This window comes from Sulfitobacter sp. S223 (assembly GCF_025143825.1).
Taxonomy (GTDB): Bacteria; Pseudomonadota; Alphaproteobacteria; order Rhodobacterales; family Rhodobacteraceae; genus Sulfitobacter.
Window position 1 is genome coordinate 31,143 of the sequence record NZ_CP083561.1, and the last position, 16,466, is coordinate 47,608.

Consider the following 16,466-nt stretch of genomic DNA (forward strand, 5'->3'; position numbering starts at 1 on the left):
AATCATGCGGACACAGGCAGACGCCACCGCACTGATTTGCGGTCGATTACACGTATTACCCCGTATTCAGTCACCAGCACGATTTTCCGGATGCTCGCCAAACCATTCCGCGTGCGCGAAGCACTGAAGGGCCATAGTCGTGGCAACACGATATGACGCAGGCGCGCGACACATGCCGAACTGCCCGGTCTCAGACCTTAGTCGAATGTCGCTGCGAAACTTCGAGGATTACGGTTTGTCTGATGGGGATCAAACATTCAATAATCCGGCTGACAGCCACACTATCTATCTGGCTGTGCACGGCCATTTCTGTTTTGGCAGAGCCGTTGCCGCGTGAAGCGATTGAGCCCTACATCCAGCCGCCCATGTCACTGGGCGAAGCGCTGAACGACCAAGGCGTCTGGCAGCTGTTGAATTCAGGCGGTGCCGAAGCAGGATATGTGTTCGAAACGGAGCCTATGGCCCCTCTGCCCGGATTTTCCGGTGCTGCGATAAACGTGCTGGTTGTTCTGGATTTGGACGGGCGTTTTCTGGATGTGCAGTTGATCTCGCACAATGAGCCTATTTTCGTGTCTGGCTTGCCCGAACATTTGTTCTATGACTTTTTCAAGCAATATCGCGGTCACTCCATTTCTGACAGTCTGGTTGTCGGCTCTCCCTATGGCAGTGGTGGCGATGGGTCTGCCTTGGTGTATCTGGACGGCGTGACCAAAGGGACTGCTTCCATCCGCATCGCGCACGAAAGCATCCTTGCCGCCACGCTTAAGGTAGCGCGGGAAAAGATGAATGGCATTGCGACGGGCCCTCCCGCATTTCCCGACCCCGACTATAGTGAGGATCTGACTTGGGCAGATTTGGTCGACCAAGGCATCGTAACCCGCAAGATCGTTTCAAACCGTGAAATGGACGAAAAGTTCGTAGGCACCCTATGGGAGGACGACGACCCGCAAGCACAGGAAAACCCCGATGCGCCCTATCTGGACCTCTGGGTCGTCGATATTGGCGCGCCCTCAATCGCCAAAGCAGTTTTAAGCTCTGACGGGTTTCAAGAGCTGCAACAATTCATGTCAATTTCAAAGACGGACGAACCCGTGCTGGTAATTGAGACAGCGCGCCATGGGTTGGTCACAGATGCATTCGTCCGCAACACGGCACCCGATCTGATCAGCGCGGAACAGGGGGGTTTCCCCATCGCTTTTCGCGATTCAGACATATTCGTTGATCTGAATGGCGCGCTTCCGGATGCGCTGCACGATGGTGCGGCCTTAATCCTGCGAACTGATCGTCGCTTGGGGTTTGACCCGACAGCCGAATGGATACTCCGCATCAAAGCCGTGCGCGCCCATGGATCGTTTCAACCGCAGATCGGCTCTGCCACCCTTGAGGTGACGCATATAACACCCGACCGCTTTTATGACCGCATAGAACCGGTTACCCCGTCACCTCCTTGGGTTGATGCACTGCGCAACCGTCAGGCTGATCTGATCGTGTTGGCGCTATTCCTGATCGGGCTGGTTGCGGTTCTTGGCTTGCGCCTGAACCGCCTTGCCGGACACCGTCATTTCACAGCGATCCGGCTTGGCATTCTGGCGTTTGTGACCGGCTTTATCGGCTGGTGGGGTCAGGGCCAGCTGTCGATCGCGACTCCGCTTGCTGTTGCACGCACTGCTCTGGATGGCGGGACTTTTGCTTTTCTGTTGTACGACCCGTTCTCCCTGGCGATTTGGGCGGTCACAATTGTTGGATTTATTTTGTGGGGGCGGGGGTTATTTTGCGGTTGGCTTTGCCCGTTTGGCGCGCTTCAGGAATTTGCCCACCACCTTGGACGCCTCTTGCGGTTGCCGCAGATCGAACCCTCTGCGGTCTGGGACGACCGGTTGAAATGGCTGAAATATGTGGTGCTGGCCGGGCTCGTATATCTGCTTTTAACCGCCCCCGCACAATTGGACAAAGCCATCGAGGTCGAGCCCTTCAAGACCGCAATCACCACATTTTTTGTCCGCGAATGGTATTATGTCGCCTATGCAGTCGGGCTTTTGTTGCTGTCGATGGTGTTGTTCAAAGGCTTCTGCCGCTATGTCTGCCCCTTGGGCGCTGTCATGGCGATTGGTGGCTTACTGCGGGGCCGTAAATGGATCGACCGGCGCAATGAATGCGGATCACCCTGCCAGCTTTGCAAGGTCAAATGCAGCTACGGAGCCATCAAGAAAACCGGAGAAATTCAATACTCGGAGTGCTTTCAGTGCCTTGATTGCGTGACGATCCATGACGACCCAAAACAATGCGTGCCTCTGATTCTGGCTTCACGGGAACGCAAACGCAGGATTGCTGCCCAATGACCCTGACACGCCGACGGTTTTTGACGATCTCTGCCGCTTTCTCTGCCGTGCCTGCAACAGCAAAGGCGCACAGCTGGCAGGGGCGTGCCTTTGGCGCGGATGTGTCTTTGACCATTCGTGGCCCTCGGAGCGACGCCGCTGCTGCCATGACCCATGCACGCAAGCTGATCGCCGAGGTTGAGCAGTTGTTCAGTCTCTACGATCCGACCTCCTCACTCTCCCAACTCAATGCCAAAGGCGTGCTGCGCCTGCCAACCGCCCGGTTTTTGGAGCTGATGCAAGCCGCAGATACAGCGTTTCGACTGACCGACGGATTGTTTGATCCTACCGTTCAGCCGCTGTGGCAGGCGCTTGCCCAAGATCGCGATACAGCAGCAGCGGTGGCCTCAATCGGTTGGAAAAAGCTGCGGTTTGACCCTGCGCAGATTACGCTTGGGCCGGCGCAGGCGTTGACGTTTAATGGAATTGCCCAAGGGTTCGCGACTGATCTTGTAGCAGATGCGTTGACCGCGCGTGGCCTGACAAACACCTTGGTGAACATAGGGGAATACCGGGCCAATGGCGGCCGCTGGACGGTCGGTATTGCAGACCCTGAACACGGCATTCTGGGCCACCGCACCTTAACAAAAGGCGCAATTGCCACATCCAGCCCTGCGGCCAGCCCGATCAGGGCTCAGGGCCATATCCTGCATGCCAATGCGCAGCCGCGGTGGTCCACCGTCACGGTAGAGGCATCAAGTGCTACTTTGGCCGACAGCTTGTCCACCGCAATGGTGCTTGCGACACGCGAGCAGATAGACGTGATGAAGGCCCGCGCCGACATTGCGCGTGTGGCACTGGTAGACTTTAACGGCGATCTTTTCACAGTCTGACGCAAACCCCACAAACGTCAAAGGCCCCACCAAACGGCAGGGCCTTTGTACGGGTTTTCTGCCGTTAGGAAGCGGCAGTCACCGCGCGTCCTGTCATGACTTTGACCAAATGCGCACGGTATTCGGCAGAGCCGTGCAAATCCTCAATCATATCGTCTGCGGAAACCGTCAGATCAGCCAACGCCGACGCCGCGAAGTTCGCGGATAGCGCTTCCTCGGCGGCGGTCCAACGATGCACCCCTTCATTCGAGGCACCCGTCACAGCGACCCGCACGCCTTCAGCGGTTTTGGCGACAAATACGCCAACAAGGGCAAAGCGCGATGCCGGCTGGACGAACTTTTGATAGTTCGCCTTTTCCGGAATCGGGAACCGGACAGCGGTCACGATCTCATCTTCATCCAAGGCCGTTTCGAACATACCAAGGAAATAGTCATCCGCTGCAATTTCACGGCGGTTGGTGATGATCGTCGCCCCCGATGCCAGCGCCACAGCAGGATAGCACGCCGCCGGATCGTTGTTCGCGATGGACCCGCCGATGGTGCCACGGTTACGCACCGCAGGATCACCGATGTGCGACGCCAGCTCTGACAGGGCCTTATAGCTGCCATCGGCAGCCACATCACCATGGCACGTGGCACCGCCAATCCACAGCGTCCCGCCTTCGTTCCGGATGCCCTTCATCTCGGAAATACCGGACAGGGATACCAGTTTCGACGGGCTGGCCAGACGCGCTTTTAGCGTCGGGATCAGGGTTTGGCCACCACTCAGCGCTTGGGCCTCACCGCCCAAGGCTGAAACTGCTTCGTCGATCGTTGCGGGACGCTCTATCTCAAATGCGTACATGTGCTATCTCCTCTCAAGCGTTCTGCATCGCCGACCACACACGGTGCGGGCTGACGGGCATGTCGATATGGGTCACGTTTTTGCCACCCGATTGCATGGCATCAATCACAGCGTTTACTACAGTCGGAGGTGATCCGATTGCGCCCGCCTCGCCGCAGCCTTTGACGCCAAGCGGGTTGTGCGTGCATGGATTACCCTGCGAATGGTCCACGATATAGAACGGCACATCCTCGGCCCGCGGCATTGCGTAATCCATATAGGACGCGCTCAGCAACTGACCGTTTTCGTCATAGGTGGTGTTTTCCAACAATGCCTGACCAATGCCCTGACCCAAACCACCATGCACCTGTCCTGTCACGATCATCGGGTTGATAACATTACCAAAATCGTCCACGGCCGTCATCCGGTCAACGCGCACCTTGCCGGTTTCGGGGTCCAGTTCGACCTCGCAGCAATAGGCCCCGGATGGATAAGTGAAGTTCGCCGGATCATAGAACGCGGTTTCTTCAAGTCCCGGTTCGATATCCTCAAGCGGGAATTCGTGCGGGATATACGCCTTGAGTGCGACCTCACCAAAGCTGACGGATTTGTCAGTGCCGGCAACCGAGAACATGCCATCCTTCAGCTCTATATCACTGTCGGAAGCTTCCAACATGTGGCCCGCGATCTTTTTCGCCTTGTTGATGACCTTTTCGGTGGCACGAACCACAGCAGACCCACAAACCGCAAGGGACCGCGACCCGTAGGTGCCCATCCCAAACGGAATCTTGGATGTGTCGCCATGTACGATGTCGATGGATGACGCGTCGATACCCAACATTTCCGCTACAACTTGGGGGAACGCTGTTTCGTGTCCTTGGCCGTGGCTGTGCGCACCAACCATGACGGACAGGTTGCCGGTCGCATTCACACGGACAGTCGCTGCATCATACAGCCCCACCCGAGAGCCCAACACGCCCACAAGGTTGGATGGCGCGATGCCGCAAGCCTCAATATAGGCGTTTACGCCGAAACCACGCAAAAGACCCTTGGCCTCGGACTCTTTGCGCCGCTCGGCAAAGCCTGCCACATCGGCGACTTCTTCCATCCGGTCCATCAGCGCATCGTAATTGCCGCTGTCATACTCAAGACCCGCCGCCGAGGCGAAAGGATACTGGTCCGGTTTGATAAAGTTCTTCCGGCGCAGTGCAATCGGGTCCATCCCGATCTCGCGGGCAGCTTTGTCAATGACCCGCTCCAGCGAATATGTCGCCTCGGGGCGACCTGCCCCGCGATAGGCGTCAACCGGTGCAGTGTTCGTGAACACGGCTTTGACGTTCACATAGACGTTCGGAACGGTATAGTTACCCGCCATCAAAGTGCCGTGCAAAAACGTCGGTGTTGCTGTCGCAAAGTTCGAAAGATAGGCCCCTACATTGGCATAGGTTTCGGTGCGGAAGGCCAGGAAATTACCGTCCTCATCCATTGCCAGCTCAATCTTGGTCACGTGGTCACGACCATGCGCATCAGTGAGAAATGATTCAGAGCGGTCGGCCGTCCATTTGACAGGCCGATTCAGCTTTTTCGCGGCGGCCAGAACCAGCGCCTCTTCACCGTAGTGATAGATCTTTGATCCGAAACCGCCACCCACATCGGGGGCAATCACGGTCAGCTTATTTTCAGGAATACCCAAAACAAAAGCAGAGATCAGCAGCCGTGTCAGGTGCGGGTTTTGCGATGTGGTGTGCAGAATATATTCATCGTTGGCGCGGTTGTATTGCGCCATCGAACACCGCGGTTCCATCGCGTTTGGTACCAGCCGGTTATTCACAAGTTCCAGCGTGGTGACGTGATGCGCCCCTTTGATGGCAGCATCTGTTGCGTCGCGATTATCCTCGATCCAGCCCCAGTCGAAACACTGGTTCGTACCGATTTCATCGTGTACATAATCGGTGCCGGACAGGGCTTCCTTCATATTCACAACGGCGGGCAACTCTTCGATGTCCGCCTCTATTGCCTCAGCAGCATTTTTGGCTTGCTCGACTGTTTCAGCGATCACAGCGGCATACGCGTCACCAACATGGCGAACCTTGCCGTGCGCCAGAACAGGGCGTTTGGGTTCGTGCATGGGCGTGCCATCGCGTGAATTGATCAACCAGCCAGCAGGGTTGCCACCGACCTCGGTGAAATCCTCACCGGTAAAGATCGCAAGAACGCCAGGCATAGCTTCGGCGGCAGACGTATCAATGCTTTTGATTACACCATTCGCAACGGTTGAACGGGCGAACACTGCTGCCGCCTCACCGTATGTTTTAATATCGTCCGTATACTGACCGGCACCCGTCAAAAAGCGTACATCTTCGCGGCGCACTGTCGCGGCGCCAATTCCATCATCCTTGGGCATGAATTTTCCTCCCCTAATTTTTGTTATTCGGCAGCGATGGCAGACACGTCTTGTCCAGACGCGGCCATGATCGCTTTGACGATGTTGTGGTAGCCGGTGCAGCGGCAAATATTGCCCTCAAGATAAGAGCGCACTTCAGCCTCTGTCGGCTTGGGGTTGTCTTTCAACAGCGCTGCCGTTGTCATCACCATGCCGGGGGTGCAGAATCCGCACTGCAGGCCGTGATGTTCCTGAAACGCCTGCTGGATGACGTTCATTGTCCCGTCCGCGTCAGCCTGCCCTTCGATGGTTGAAACCTCGGCGCCGTCTGCTTCGATTGCAAACATCGTGCAGGATTTGACCGCACGTCCATTTACATGCACCAGACAGGCACCGCATTGCGAAGTGTCACAGCCGATATGTGTGCCAGTCAGACGGCGATCTTCGCGTAGAAAAGACGCGAGCAGCGTGTTCCCGTCTACGTTTGCCTCAACCGACTTGCCATTGATGGTCATCGTCACGTTTGTCATGTTTATCCTCCCTTGGAATTGTTTTTATTGGGAACAGGTTCCTAGCTGACCAGCTTTTTGAACCAGCCCTTTTTCTGTGGTGTTTCTTCGGAATCCGGCGTGTCCTCCTGCACAGCAGGTGCCCCCACGGCCTCCGAAAAATTTTCAAAGAACTGGTCAGCCATCTTTTTGGCAAAACCATCAATGATGCGGCTGCCAAGCTGGGCCAGTTTGCCGCCTACTTTGGCTTCGACATCATAGTGCAGGATGGTTTGGTCGCCCTGAGGCTCCAGACGCACATCAGCGCCACCTTTGGCAAAGCCCGCAGCGCCACCTTTGCCTTCGCCGGTCATGGTCAGGCTTTCGGGTTCGGTCATCTCGCTGAGTTCAACAGCGCCTTTGAACGTCGCTTTAACGGGGCCAACTTTTTGAACAACAGTGGCCTCGAACCCTTCTTGGGCGGACCCGCTCATCTCAGTGCAGCCCGGCACGCAGGCCTTGAGAACATCAGGATTTAGCAACCCTGCCCAGACCGTTGCCGCGTCTGCGTTTATTGTACGGCTATCGCTTAACTTCATTGCGCGGAATCTCCCTTTTTCAAGAGAGCCTAGGCACGGAATGCGGCGTGTTCCATTGGACTATATGTGTAAGACCAAAGTCTTGGATCAGCGCACAGGTGGCTGGAATGACAGCCCGTAGCTTTCATAAATCCCGGCAATCCGTCCGTCTTGGAGCGCATAGTTGATTGCATCATCAACCGCATAGGACAAAGGCCTGTAGCTGAAACTGACAGCCACACCCAAGGTCCATTGGCTGACGGCAAAACCGGCCAGTGGAGGCTGATGAACAGCCGTACCCGCGCCTAGCCCGTATTCAAGCTGCGCCAGCGGGCCCATCGCTGCTTTAGTCTCACCAGCGCTCAAGGCCGCCATGGCAGCGCCCATATCGGGATAGCGTTTAATGCCGCCTGCCAATTGCCCACCTGCAAAAGACGACAGATAAAAATCAGAGATCGAATCGTTTTCGACCGCAACTGGGTCAAAGCGGAAATACGCCGGCACCGGTTTGTCGTCAGGGTAGCTGGCCTTGTCATAGGCTATCGCGATGGATTCCGTGCTGTATTGACCGGTGAAAACCACCTGTTCGACCCGACATTTGAATGCACTGTCGTAGGGAATACGCATCATGACATTCGCCACCCTCCCGCCGATCACCGCACCTTTCCAGATGTTGTTCCGCAAATCCGCCTCAAGGTTCTCGCCCGCGGCGACAAAATTGAAACGTGCTTCCACACCCAGATCGCCTGCAATGATCCGCGCGATGTCGATATCGACACCGCGAGGCTTGCCTGCGTCCATCCAGCTATAGGGTGCATAATCATCGTAGACCGCGAACATCATGTGTCCCTGGTCCTGGATCGCATCCATATCCTGACCAACCACATCACGTCCGGTGTTTTGCGGTTTCGGCTGCGGGATGTGATCCGCGCAAGGGTCAGCCGCTTGGGCCTGTGTCGCAAGAAACAGGCCCAACGTCAGGGCGAAAATGGGTCGTGTAAAACGCAGTGTTCTGATCCTATTGTGTCGCTGACAAACCGATCGTCAGTGTTTCCGACGCAGATTTATACGCTTCGGGGGTCCCGTCAATCAGGTTGGCGGCACGGTAAGCTACAGAATCAGCAACCGGTGCGCCGGATAGCGTTTCGATACCTTGCGCAATTTCGCTCAGCCGCGCCTTGATCGCGTCGGGGTCCGCCCCGCTTGCATCATCGCCGTAACCAGCGAGCTCGTCGCGGATGGTTTTCAATTCGTCAGATACCTCATCCATCGCATCGGAATCAGGGCGCGTTTCGACATAGGTACGGATCGCCCACGCCGCGTCTTGGCCCAGCAATTCACCAAAGGCCGGCATCTTTGTGATCCCACCTTGGGTATAGCCGGTGCGGAACCGTTCGATGAACCACTCATCGCCATATTCCTCGGCCTCGAGAAACCGCAAATCAGGTGCAAGACCGCCTGAAACCACCTCAAGCCCGTGGCAGCGCGCGCAGTTCTGGTTGTAGCCCGATGCACCAACTTCGATGGCCTTCAGCCAAACTTCCTGACTTGCTGTCTCGGCGCGGTAGGGGTTTTCGGTCAACCACTCTTCGCCTGTTTCCGGCAACCCGGCAGTATCGACAGGCTGGGGGCTGACATCGCCATGCGCCATCAGGATTGTACTTGTTGCAACGATGATACCGCCGGCCAACATGGCCTTGATTGATTTATTACCCATGGTCTCTCTCCCTAGACGCTGAAGTTTGCCATTTGTAGGCTGGTTAGGTCGTCCGGCGGTATTGGACTTTGGTTGCGGTCACGGGCACCCCCCGACCAAAGTTCTATTCGACGCGTGACAGACCGCTTGTTAGCGTGTCCTCGGGAGGAAAGCCGGATGTGGAGAATAGTCTATTTTTGCCTGTTTGGCTTGATGGTCCAGCCGGTGTTTGCCGAGACCACGCTTGATGTCGGATATTTGCGCGTGGATGTCCCCCGCCCGCCTGTCTTGTCCAATCTTGATCCAATCCCGGAAAACGACGGGTTGGCAGGCGCGCAAACCGCGCTCGAGGATAATTTGACCACAGGCAGATTTCTGGGCCAGTCCTATACCATGACGGCAATGACCGTGGCCGCCAGTGACGATCCTTTAGCGGTCGCAGCCCAAATGCTGGCCGATACGCCGTATCTTATTCTGGACGCCCCTGCGCCGGTCATCCTTGCCATCGCGGACTTGCCGCAAGCGCAGGGGGCGTTGCTGTTCAATGCCTCGGCCGGAGATATTTCCCTACGCGACAGCGATTGCCGCTCCAATCTGTTCCACAGCCTGCCATCCGACGCGATGCGCACCGATGCGTTGGCGCAGGTGCTGGTGCAAAAACGCTGGACCGACCTTGTAATGATTGCGGGTACATTTCCGGCTGATACCGCCTATGCCGCAGCCATCCGCCGGTCCTTGAAAAAATTCGGCCTGCGGCTTTCAGCAGAAAAAACATGGGACGCAGATGCGGACATGCGGCGCACGGCATCGCAGGAAATTCCGTTGTTTACCCAAAATTTCGGGGATTATGATGCGCTGATCCTAGCTGATGAGCTGCATGATTTCGGGCGCTATGTTCTGTATAATACATGGCAGGCTCGGCCCATTGTGGGCTCGGAAGGACTGTCTGCGCGGACATGGGCACCCGTCATCGAACAATGGGGGGCAGCGCAATTGCAAAGCCGTTTCACCGATCAGCATAGCCGCGACATGACCAGTATTGATTACGCAGCTTGGGCCGCCATGCGCACATTAGGAGAAGCAGTGACCCGCACAGATGCAACCGACCCCGAAACCCTACGCGCCTATATTTTGTCCGACGCGTTTGAATTGGCAGGTTTCAAGGGGCGCGCCCTGACCTATCGCGATTGGAATGGCCAACTGCGTCAGCCGATCGCAATCGCACACCCCCGTGCCTTGGTGGCCCAAGCACCCCTTGAAGGGTTCCTGCACCAGACAAACGAACTAGACAGCCTTGGGCTTGATCGCCCGGAAAGCACATGCGAGGCCTTTCAATGAATTCCTTTCTGAAATCGTCCATCACCGTTGGTACACTTTTAAGTGCCGCATCAGCTGCACCTGCTGGCGAAATATGGGTCACAAATGAAAAGGACGACAGCGTTTCCGTGATAGACACTGAAACGCTCGACGTTATCCATACCTATGCCACAGGCGAACGTCCGCGCGGCATTACTTTTTCCAAGGATTTCAGTCTGGTTTATATCTGCGCGTCGGACAGTGACGCGGTTCAGGTGATGGACCCGAACACGGGCAAGATCTTGCACGACTTGCCCTCGGGCGAAGACCCCGAACAATTCGTGCTGCATCCCGATGATACCCATCTTTATATCGCGAACGAAGATGATGCGATCACGACGGTTGTTAATACCAAAACGCGCAAGGTTGTCGCCCAGATTGACGTCGGAGTTGAACCCGAAGGGATGGCCGTTTCACCTGATGGCAAGATCGCTATAACGACGTCAGAGACAACCAATATGGCGCATTGGATTGACACGACCACACAAGAACTTTTCGCCAATACGCTGGTCGACAGCCGCCCGCGCCACGCGGAATTTGCCAAAGACGGCACTGAAATGTGGGTCAGTTCCGAAATCGGCGGCACGTTGACCGTCTTTGATACCGCCACACAAACCGAACTTGCCAAGATGAGCTTTGAGGTGCCGGGTGTCCATGCAGACCGGGTGCAGCCCGTGGGGTTTGAATTCGGGCCAGACGACGAATTTGCCTATGTGGCGTTGGGTCCGTCCAATCACATCGCGGTGGTCAATGCGCAAACTTATGAGGTCGAGGATTATATTCTTGTGGGGCGCCGCGTTTGGCACATGGCGTTCAATGCCGATAAATCGCGCCTGTTCACCACCAACGGCGTTTCGGGTGATGTCACGGTTGTTGACGTCGCCACGCGAAAAGCGCTCAAATCCATCAAAGTCGGGCGGTTCCCCTGGGGTGCAGCATTCCGCCCGTAATTCGTTGAAAGGTATCTAATCTTGCTTATAAAAATTTTTACAATCGTCGCAGCCCTCTCGCTTTGCGCGCCTGCCAATGCCCAAGGCTTCGGCGCAGCAGGCGTTCTGTCTGGCAAAAACAAGCAAGACCTGCCGCCCATCACCCTGTCTGCGGGGGAGCCGATATCACAGGGCCCGTGGACCCTGAAATCGGGCACCTACTACGAATTCGAGATCATTGGAGATGGATCACAGGAGCTGGCCCTTGTCGGCGCTGAATTCTTCCGCGCGATCTGGATCGACGAGATTGTAATCGAAGGCTTGGAAATTCGCCCTCTTGGCCTTGATAGTGTCGAATTTGACGAGGCCGGCGAAATGGAAATCGGGTTTTTGGCGATCAAGCCGGGACGCTATTATATGAAGATTCCCGGCACGACCGGCGAAACCCAACGGATCGAGATTACCATCGAATGACCGGCCTCAGTGTCTCGAACCTGAGCTATTCTTACGGAGCCAAACAGGCGCTCAAAGACGTAAGTTTTGACGTGCCCTCTGGCCGGTTCTGCGCATTGCTGGGGCCAAACGGAGCTGGGAAATCAACACTGTTCGGATTGCTGACACGTTTGCTCACATCGACACACGGGAAAATCTCAGTCGCAGGGCATGACATGGTTCGCAAACCGCGGCTGGCTTTGGCAGAGCTCGGGATTGTTTTTCAACAGACTACTTTGGATCTTGATCTAAGCGTGCGCCAGAATCTAACCTACTTTGCGGCGCTGCACGGTATTTCGGGCAAAGACGCCACCCGGCGGATCGATGCCGCGCTTGATAAACTGTCGATGCTGGACCGCGCTGGTGAAAAGGCACGCGCCCTGAATGGTGGCCACCGCAGGCGCACCGAAATCGCCCGCGCTTTGATCCACGATCCGTCCGTCTTGCTGTTGGACGAACCAACCGTCGGGCTGGACGCTGCCGCACGCGCCGCAATCACCAAGCATGTGCACGAACTGTGCGATGATGGCACAACCGTTCTTTGGGCGACGCATCTGACAGACGAGGTTTACCCCGACGACCATCTGGTGATTTTGCACCGCGCACAGGTTCTTGCAAGCGGGCGCTGCGCTGACATCTGCAACGAAACACCTTTGCAAGAAAAATTCCTGTCCATGACGGCAACCCCCGCATGAGCCCCTATCTCACCTCGCTTTTCGCCATCGTCATGCGAGAAGCATTGCGGTTTATCCACCAGCGCGAACGGTTCATCGCCGCGCTTGTCCGACCCTTGGTCTGGCTGCTGGTGTTTGCCGCAGGATTTCGTGCCGCGCTTGGGCTTAGCATAATTCCGCCCTATCAAACCTACATCACCTACGAGACTTATATCGTCCCCGGCCTGTGCGGCATGATCATGCTGTTCAACGGCATGCAATCATCGCTCAGCCTTGTTTACGATCGCGAAATGGGCTCCATGAAACTGCTGCTGACCAGCCCCCTGCCCCGATGGTGGCTGCTGTTTTGCAAGCTTGTCGGATCGACCGTGATCTCGATCCTGCAGGTCTATGCCTTCCTTGCCATTGCCGCCGCGTTCGGGATCGCCCTGCCCCTCGCAGGTTATATCGCAGTTCTGCCTGCCTTGGTTGTCGCGGGGGTCATGCTGGGCGCGTTGGGGTTGGTTCTTTCCAGCTTTATTAAGCAGCTAGAGAACTTTGCCGGTGTGATGAACTTTGTCATCTTCCCGATGTTCTTCCTGTCTTCCGCGCTTTATCCGCTGTGGAAAATGGCCGAAAGTTCGGAATTGCTGTACAGTATTTGCGCGATCAATCCCTTTACCCATGCAGTCGAATTGATCCGCTTTGCGCTGTATCTGGAGTTTAACGGCACAGCCTTGATCTGGACGCTGCTGGCCGCGATTGCCTTCACCGCTCTCGCGCTGTGGGGCTATACCCCCTCACGCAACGGACCTGGCAAAAAGGGCTAAGTGCGGCCTGCTTTGGCGACAGTTATCTGGGCCGGTTGCCCGCCCAAGGTGACAATCCTGTTTGCCAACTTTCTTGCTTCAGCCTCGATATCCGTCGCAAGAATCGTCGCCACATCACGCGCGTCACGCAGCGTGATGAACAGCGCCATCAACTCTTGGACCAGTCCGATGCCATGACATCGGCGGTGCCTAATGATACGAACAATCTCATGTGCTGTCCTTCCACACATACCGTGACCGCCTTATCAATGCGACCAAGGTGCCAGAAGCCGCGCAAGGCTGTCGCCCATGCCTTACGACCATTGTTCAATACCCCCGATCAAACTTTGCACGAATACTAGCGGCAAGGACCAGTGCGCCCGTTCGAAGTGCGCGGCCTTTTGGGATACGCCCACAACAGGGCACTAGGGAGGAGATCAACACTATGAACAGGTTTATCATTGCCGCCACCGTCGGCATCATGGCGACTGTCGGACTATCGGGGGCACATGCCGCCGGCGTGACAGAAGAGATGCTGGCCAACGATAGCGCATCCACTGGCGACGTTCTGACAAACGGAATGGGCCGTCATCTGCAACGCCATTCGCCACTGGATTTGCTGAACAAGGAAAACGTCAAGAACCTGCAACCCGCATGGGCGTTTAGCCTTGGTGGCGAAAAGCAGCGTGGTCAGGAAACCCAACCCATCGTGCATGATGGCGTGATGTATATTACCGGCTCTTACAGCCGGATGTACGCGATTGATGTCATGACCGGCAAAGAGCTGTGGCAATATGATGCCCGCCTGCCCGAAGGCATCCTGCCTTGCTGTGACGTGGTCAACCGCGGTGCCGCAATCTATGGCGAAAACGTCTATTTCGGAACGCTTGATGCACGCATCGTGGCGCTGAACCAAAAAACAGGCGACGTTGTCTGGAATAAGAAGATTGCCGATTATAAGGCGGGATATTCCTACACTGCCGCACCGCTGATCGTGGACGGATTGATCATCACGGGTAACTCTGGTGGTGAGTTCGGTATCGTCGGCGAAGTACAGGCACGCAGCGCCGAGACCGGCGATATTGTCTGGACCCGTCCCGTTATCGAAGGTCACATGGGCACGTTGAACGGCGAAGAAAGCACCATGACCGGCGAGCTGAATGCAACATGGCCGGGCGATATGTGGAAAACCGGTGGTGGTGCCACATGGTTGGGCGGATCCTATGACGCGGATACCGACACATTGGTTTTCGGGACAGGCAACCCTGCCCCGTGGAACAGCCACCTGCGTAACGCAGGCGCCCCGACCGAGGGCAACGCTGGCGACAACCTTTATGCTGCGTCGCGCATCGGCATTGACCCCGCCACAGGCGAGATCAAATGGCACTACCAGACCACGCCGCGCGAAGGCTGGGACTATGACGGCGTCAACGAAGTCGTCGCTTATACCGACCGCGGCGGCAATAAACGTTTCGCAACAGCTGACCGCAACGGATTCTTCTACGTCCTGAACCGCGAAGACGGCAAGTTCGTCTCGGCTGTTCCTTTCGTGAAAGACATCACATGGGCCAGTGGCATCGATGAAAACGGTCGCCCGATCTTCAACGAAGACAACCGTCCCGGTGACCCGGCAGACGCGGCAGATGGCAAAAAAGGCGAAGTCGTCTTTTCGTCCCCTGGCTTTCTTGGCGGTAAAAACTGGATGCCAATGGCGCACAGCCCGAAAACGGGCCTGTTCTATGTTCCGTCCAACGAATGGGGCATGGATATCTGGAACGAGCCGATTTCCTACAAAAAGGGTGCTGCCTATCTTGGTTCCGGCTTTACGATCAAGCCGAACTACGAAGACCACATCGGCAGCCTAAAGGCGATCGACCCCGACACAGGTGAGCTGAAGTGGGAATTCAAGAACAATGCACCACTTTGGGGCGGCGTAATGACCACGGCTGGCGGCCTTGTCTTTACCGGCACCCCCGAGGGCGAATTCATCGCCTTTGATGATGAGACAGGTGAACAGCTTTGGTCCTTCCAGACCGGCTCCGGTGTGATCGGCCAGCCCATCACGTGGGAACAGGACGGCGAACAATACCTCACCGTGATCTCCGGTTGGGGCGGCGCTGTTCCACTTTGGGGTGGTGAAGTTGCCAAAAAGGTAAACTACCTGAACCAAGGTGGCCTGCTGTGGACATTCCGTCTGCCCAAGCAACTCGCTGCAAATTAACAATCTCCCTGCGACTGACAGCGCGCGCCCCTCGGGGTGCGCGTTTTTTTGTGGCCTCTAATACTTTAGGACAGGTGACTTGGGGATCATGTTCAGCCTAGTCTTGAACTATGATGGCACATAAATCAGCAACACCCGATCAAGCTGCGGGTCATACGTCTTACGGTTGGGCCTTGGTCGTTGATGACCATCCGCTGTTTTGCGATGCACTTGAACTTACCCTGAAATCGGTTGCCGAATTCACTGCTGTCAAAACCGCTGATTGCCTGGAAAACGCTTTGACCTTGTTACAAGGGGCCGAACCACCCTCGTTGGTTATTCTTGATCTGAACCTGCCCGATGTGAACGGGCTGGACGGGCTGATCAGGCTGAAGCGGCAAACAGATAAAACGCCGGTCATTATCGTATCATCTATGACCGACAACGCCATTATCAGTGGCGCCATCGTGGCGGGCGCTGCAGGGTTTGTACCAAAACACAGCCCGCGCGCGGTGTTCAAAGAGGCGATTGACTGCATCGAACGTGGCGAAGTCTATGAGCCCGCCGGCTATGTCGAAAGCAGTACTTCTACCCGCCGCGACGAAACAGTCAGCCGACTGTCTTCGCTGACAAATCAGCAAGCCCGCATTCTGGAACTGATCTGCGAGGGCAAGCTCAACAAGCAGATCGCCTTTGACCTCACCATTGCCGAAACCACGGTCAAAGCACATGTCACCGCCATCATGCGCAAGCTTGGCGTTCAAAGCAGAACCCAAGCCGTGCTGGTTGCGCAAGATGCCCGCTTTGCAAACGTCTTGCCATCTGCAGGGTGACCAGAATATCCTTCC

At 56.2% G+C, this 16,466-nt stretch carries 16 protein-coding genes; 9 read left to right on the top strand and 7 right to left on the bottom strand.

Annotation, left to right across the window (positions count from 1 at the left end):
• Positions 1 to 242: 242 nt before the first annotated feature.
• Both K3757_RS18310 and K3757_RS18315 read left to right on the top strand, forming a co-directional pair.
• Positions 243 to 2,339: a 4Fe-4S binding protein gene (locus tag K3757_RS18310; RefSeq protein WP_260001427.1), complete on the top strand. Its 2,097-nt coding sequence runs from the start codon at positions 243 to 245 to the stop codon at positions 2,337 to 2,339.
• Complete coding sequence (locus K3757_RS18315; protein ID WP_260001428.1) at positions 2,336 to 3,211, top strand: FAD:protein FMN transferase; 876 nt, start codon at positions 2,336 to 2,338, stop codon at positions 3,209 to 3,211. The genes K3757_RS18310 and K3757_RS18315 overlap by 4 nt, the downstream gene beginning before the upstream one ends.
• Positions 3,212 to 3,275: 64 nt before the next feature.
• On the opposite strand, the gene K3757_RS18320 is transcribed toward K3757_RS18315, so the two are convergent.
• The 6 genes from K3757_RS18320 to pedF form a co-directional block, all read right to left on the bottom strand.
• Positions 3,276 to 4,055: a xanthine dehydrogenase family protein subunit M gene (locus K3757_RS18320; protein ID WP_260001429.1), complete on the bottom strand. Its 780-nt coding sequence runs from the start codon at positions 4,053 to 4,055 to the stop codon at positions 3,276 to 3,278.
• Between the two features lie 13 nt (positions 4,056 to 4,068).
• Positions 4,069 to 6,438, bottom strand: a complete 2,370-nt coding sequence (locus tag K3757_RS18325; RefSeq protein ID WP_260001430.1) for a xanthine dehydrogenase family protein molybdopterin-binding subunit — start codon at positions 6,436 to 6,438, stop codon at positions 4,069 to 4,071.
• Positions 6,439 to 6,461: 23 nt separating this feature from the next.
• Positions 6,462 to 6,947, bottom strand: a complete 486-nt coding sequence (locus K3757_RS18330; RefSeq protein ID WP_260001431.1) for a (2Fe-2S)-binding protein — start codon at positions 6,945 to 6,947, stop codon at positions 6,462 to 6,464.
• 41 nt (positions 6,948 to 6,988) lie between these two features.
• A complete protein-coding gene (locus K3757_RS18335; protein WP_260001433.1) occupies positions 6,989 to 7,504 on the bottom strand; it encodes a CoxG family protein in 516 nt (171 codons plus the stop codon).
• Positions 7,505 to 7,591: 87 nt separating this feature from the next.
• The gene (locus tag K3757_RS18340) at positions 7,592 to 8,464 is read right to left on the bottom strand and encodes a substrate-binding periplasmic protein (RefSeq protein WP_409202594.1); all 873 of its coding nucleotides are present in this window, start codon (positions 8,462 to 8,464) and stop codon (positions 7,592 to 7,594) included.
• A 37-nt stretch (positions 8,465 to 8,501) separates the two neighbouring features.
• Positions 8,502 to 9,200 carry a cytochrome c-550 PedF gene (pedF, locus tag K3757_RS18345; protein ID WP_260001435.1) on the bottom strand — a complete coding sequence of 233 codons (699 nt, stop codon included), beginning with the start codon at positions 9,198 to 9,200 and terminating at the stop codon, positions 8,502 to 8,504.
• Between the two features lie 156 nt (positions 9,201 to 9,356).
• Here pedF and K3757_RS18350 point away from each other — a divergent pair, with 156 nt between their 5' ends.
• The 5 genes from K3757_RS18350 to K3757_RS18370 are packed head-to-tail and all read left to right on the top strand — an operon-like array spanning position 9,357 to position 13,439.
• The gene (locus K3757_RS18350; protein ID WP_260001436.1) at positions 9,357 to 10,517 is read left to right on the top strand and encodes an ABC transporter substrate-binding protein; all 1,161 of its coding nucleotides are present in this window, start codon (positions 9,357 to 9,359) and stop codon (positions 10,515 to 10,517) included.
• Positions 10,514 to 11,485, top strand: coding sequence for a YVTN family beta-propeller repeat protein (locus tag K3757_RS18355; protein ID WP_260001437.1), 972 nt, complete (start codon positions 10,514 to 10,516; stop codon positions 11,483 to 11,485). Before K3757_RS18350 ends, K3757_RS18355 begins: the two co-directional genes overlap by 4 nt.
• Before the next feature lie 27 nt (positions 11,486 to 11,512).
• A complete protein-coding gene (locus tag K3757_RS18360) occupies positions 11,513 to 11,938 on the top strand; it encodes a hypothetical protein (protein WP_260001461.1) in 426 nt (141 codons plus the stop codon).
• Entirely contained in the window at positions 11,935 to 12,651 is a 717-nt protein-coding gene (locus K3757_RS18365) for an ABC transporter ATP-binding protein (RefSeq protein ID WP_260001438.1), read from the top strand. Before K3757_RS18360 ends, K3757_RS18365 begins: the two co-directional genes overlap by 4 nt.
• On the top strand, positions 12,648 to 13,439 hold the full coding sequence (locus K3757_RS18370) for an ABC transporter permease (protein ID WP_260001439.1): 792 nt from the start codon (positions 12,648 to 12,650) through the stop codon (positions 13,437 to 13,439). Before K3757_RS18365 ends, K3757_RS18370 begins: the two co-directional genes overlap by 4 nt.
• Here K3757_RS18370 and K3757_RS18375 read toward each other — a convergent pair.
• Positions 13,436 to 13,588 carry a hypothetical protein gene (locus tag K3757_RS18375; RefSeq protein WP_260001440.1) on the bottom strand — a complete coding sequence of 51 codons (153 nt, stop codon included), beginning with the start codon at positions 13,586 to 13,588 and terminating at the stop codon, positions 13,436 to 13,438. The two genes, K3757_RS18370 and K3757_RS18375, sit on opposite strands and share 4 nt — an antisense overlap.
• Before the next feature lie 275 nt (positions 13,589 to 13,863).
• Between K3757_RS18375 and K3757_RS18380 the strand changes: the two genes are divergently transcribed.
• Together K3757_RS18380 and K3757_RS18385 are read left to right on the top strand one after the other, a co-directional pair.
• The gene (locus K3757_RS18380; protein WP_260001441.1) at positions 13,864 to 15,639 is read left to right on the top strand and encodes a PQQ-dependent methanol/ethanol family dehydrogenase; all 1,776 of its coding nucleotides are present in this window, start codon (positions 13,864 to 13,866) and stop codon (positions 15,637 to 15,639) included.
• 113 nt (positions 15,640 to 15,752) lie between these two features.
• Positions 15,753 to 16,451 (top strand): response regulator transcription factor, encoded by a 699-nt coding sequence (locus K3757_RS18385; RefSeq protein ID WP_260001442.1) that lies wholly within the window; start codon positions 15,753 to 15,755, stop codon positions 16,449 to 16,451.
• Positions 16,452 to 16,466 lie beyond the last annotated feature (15 nt).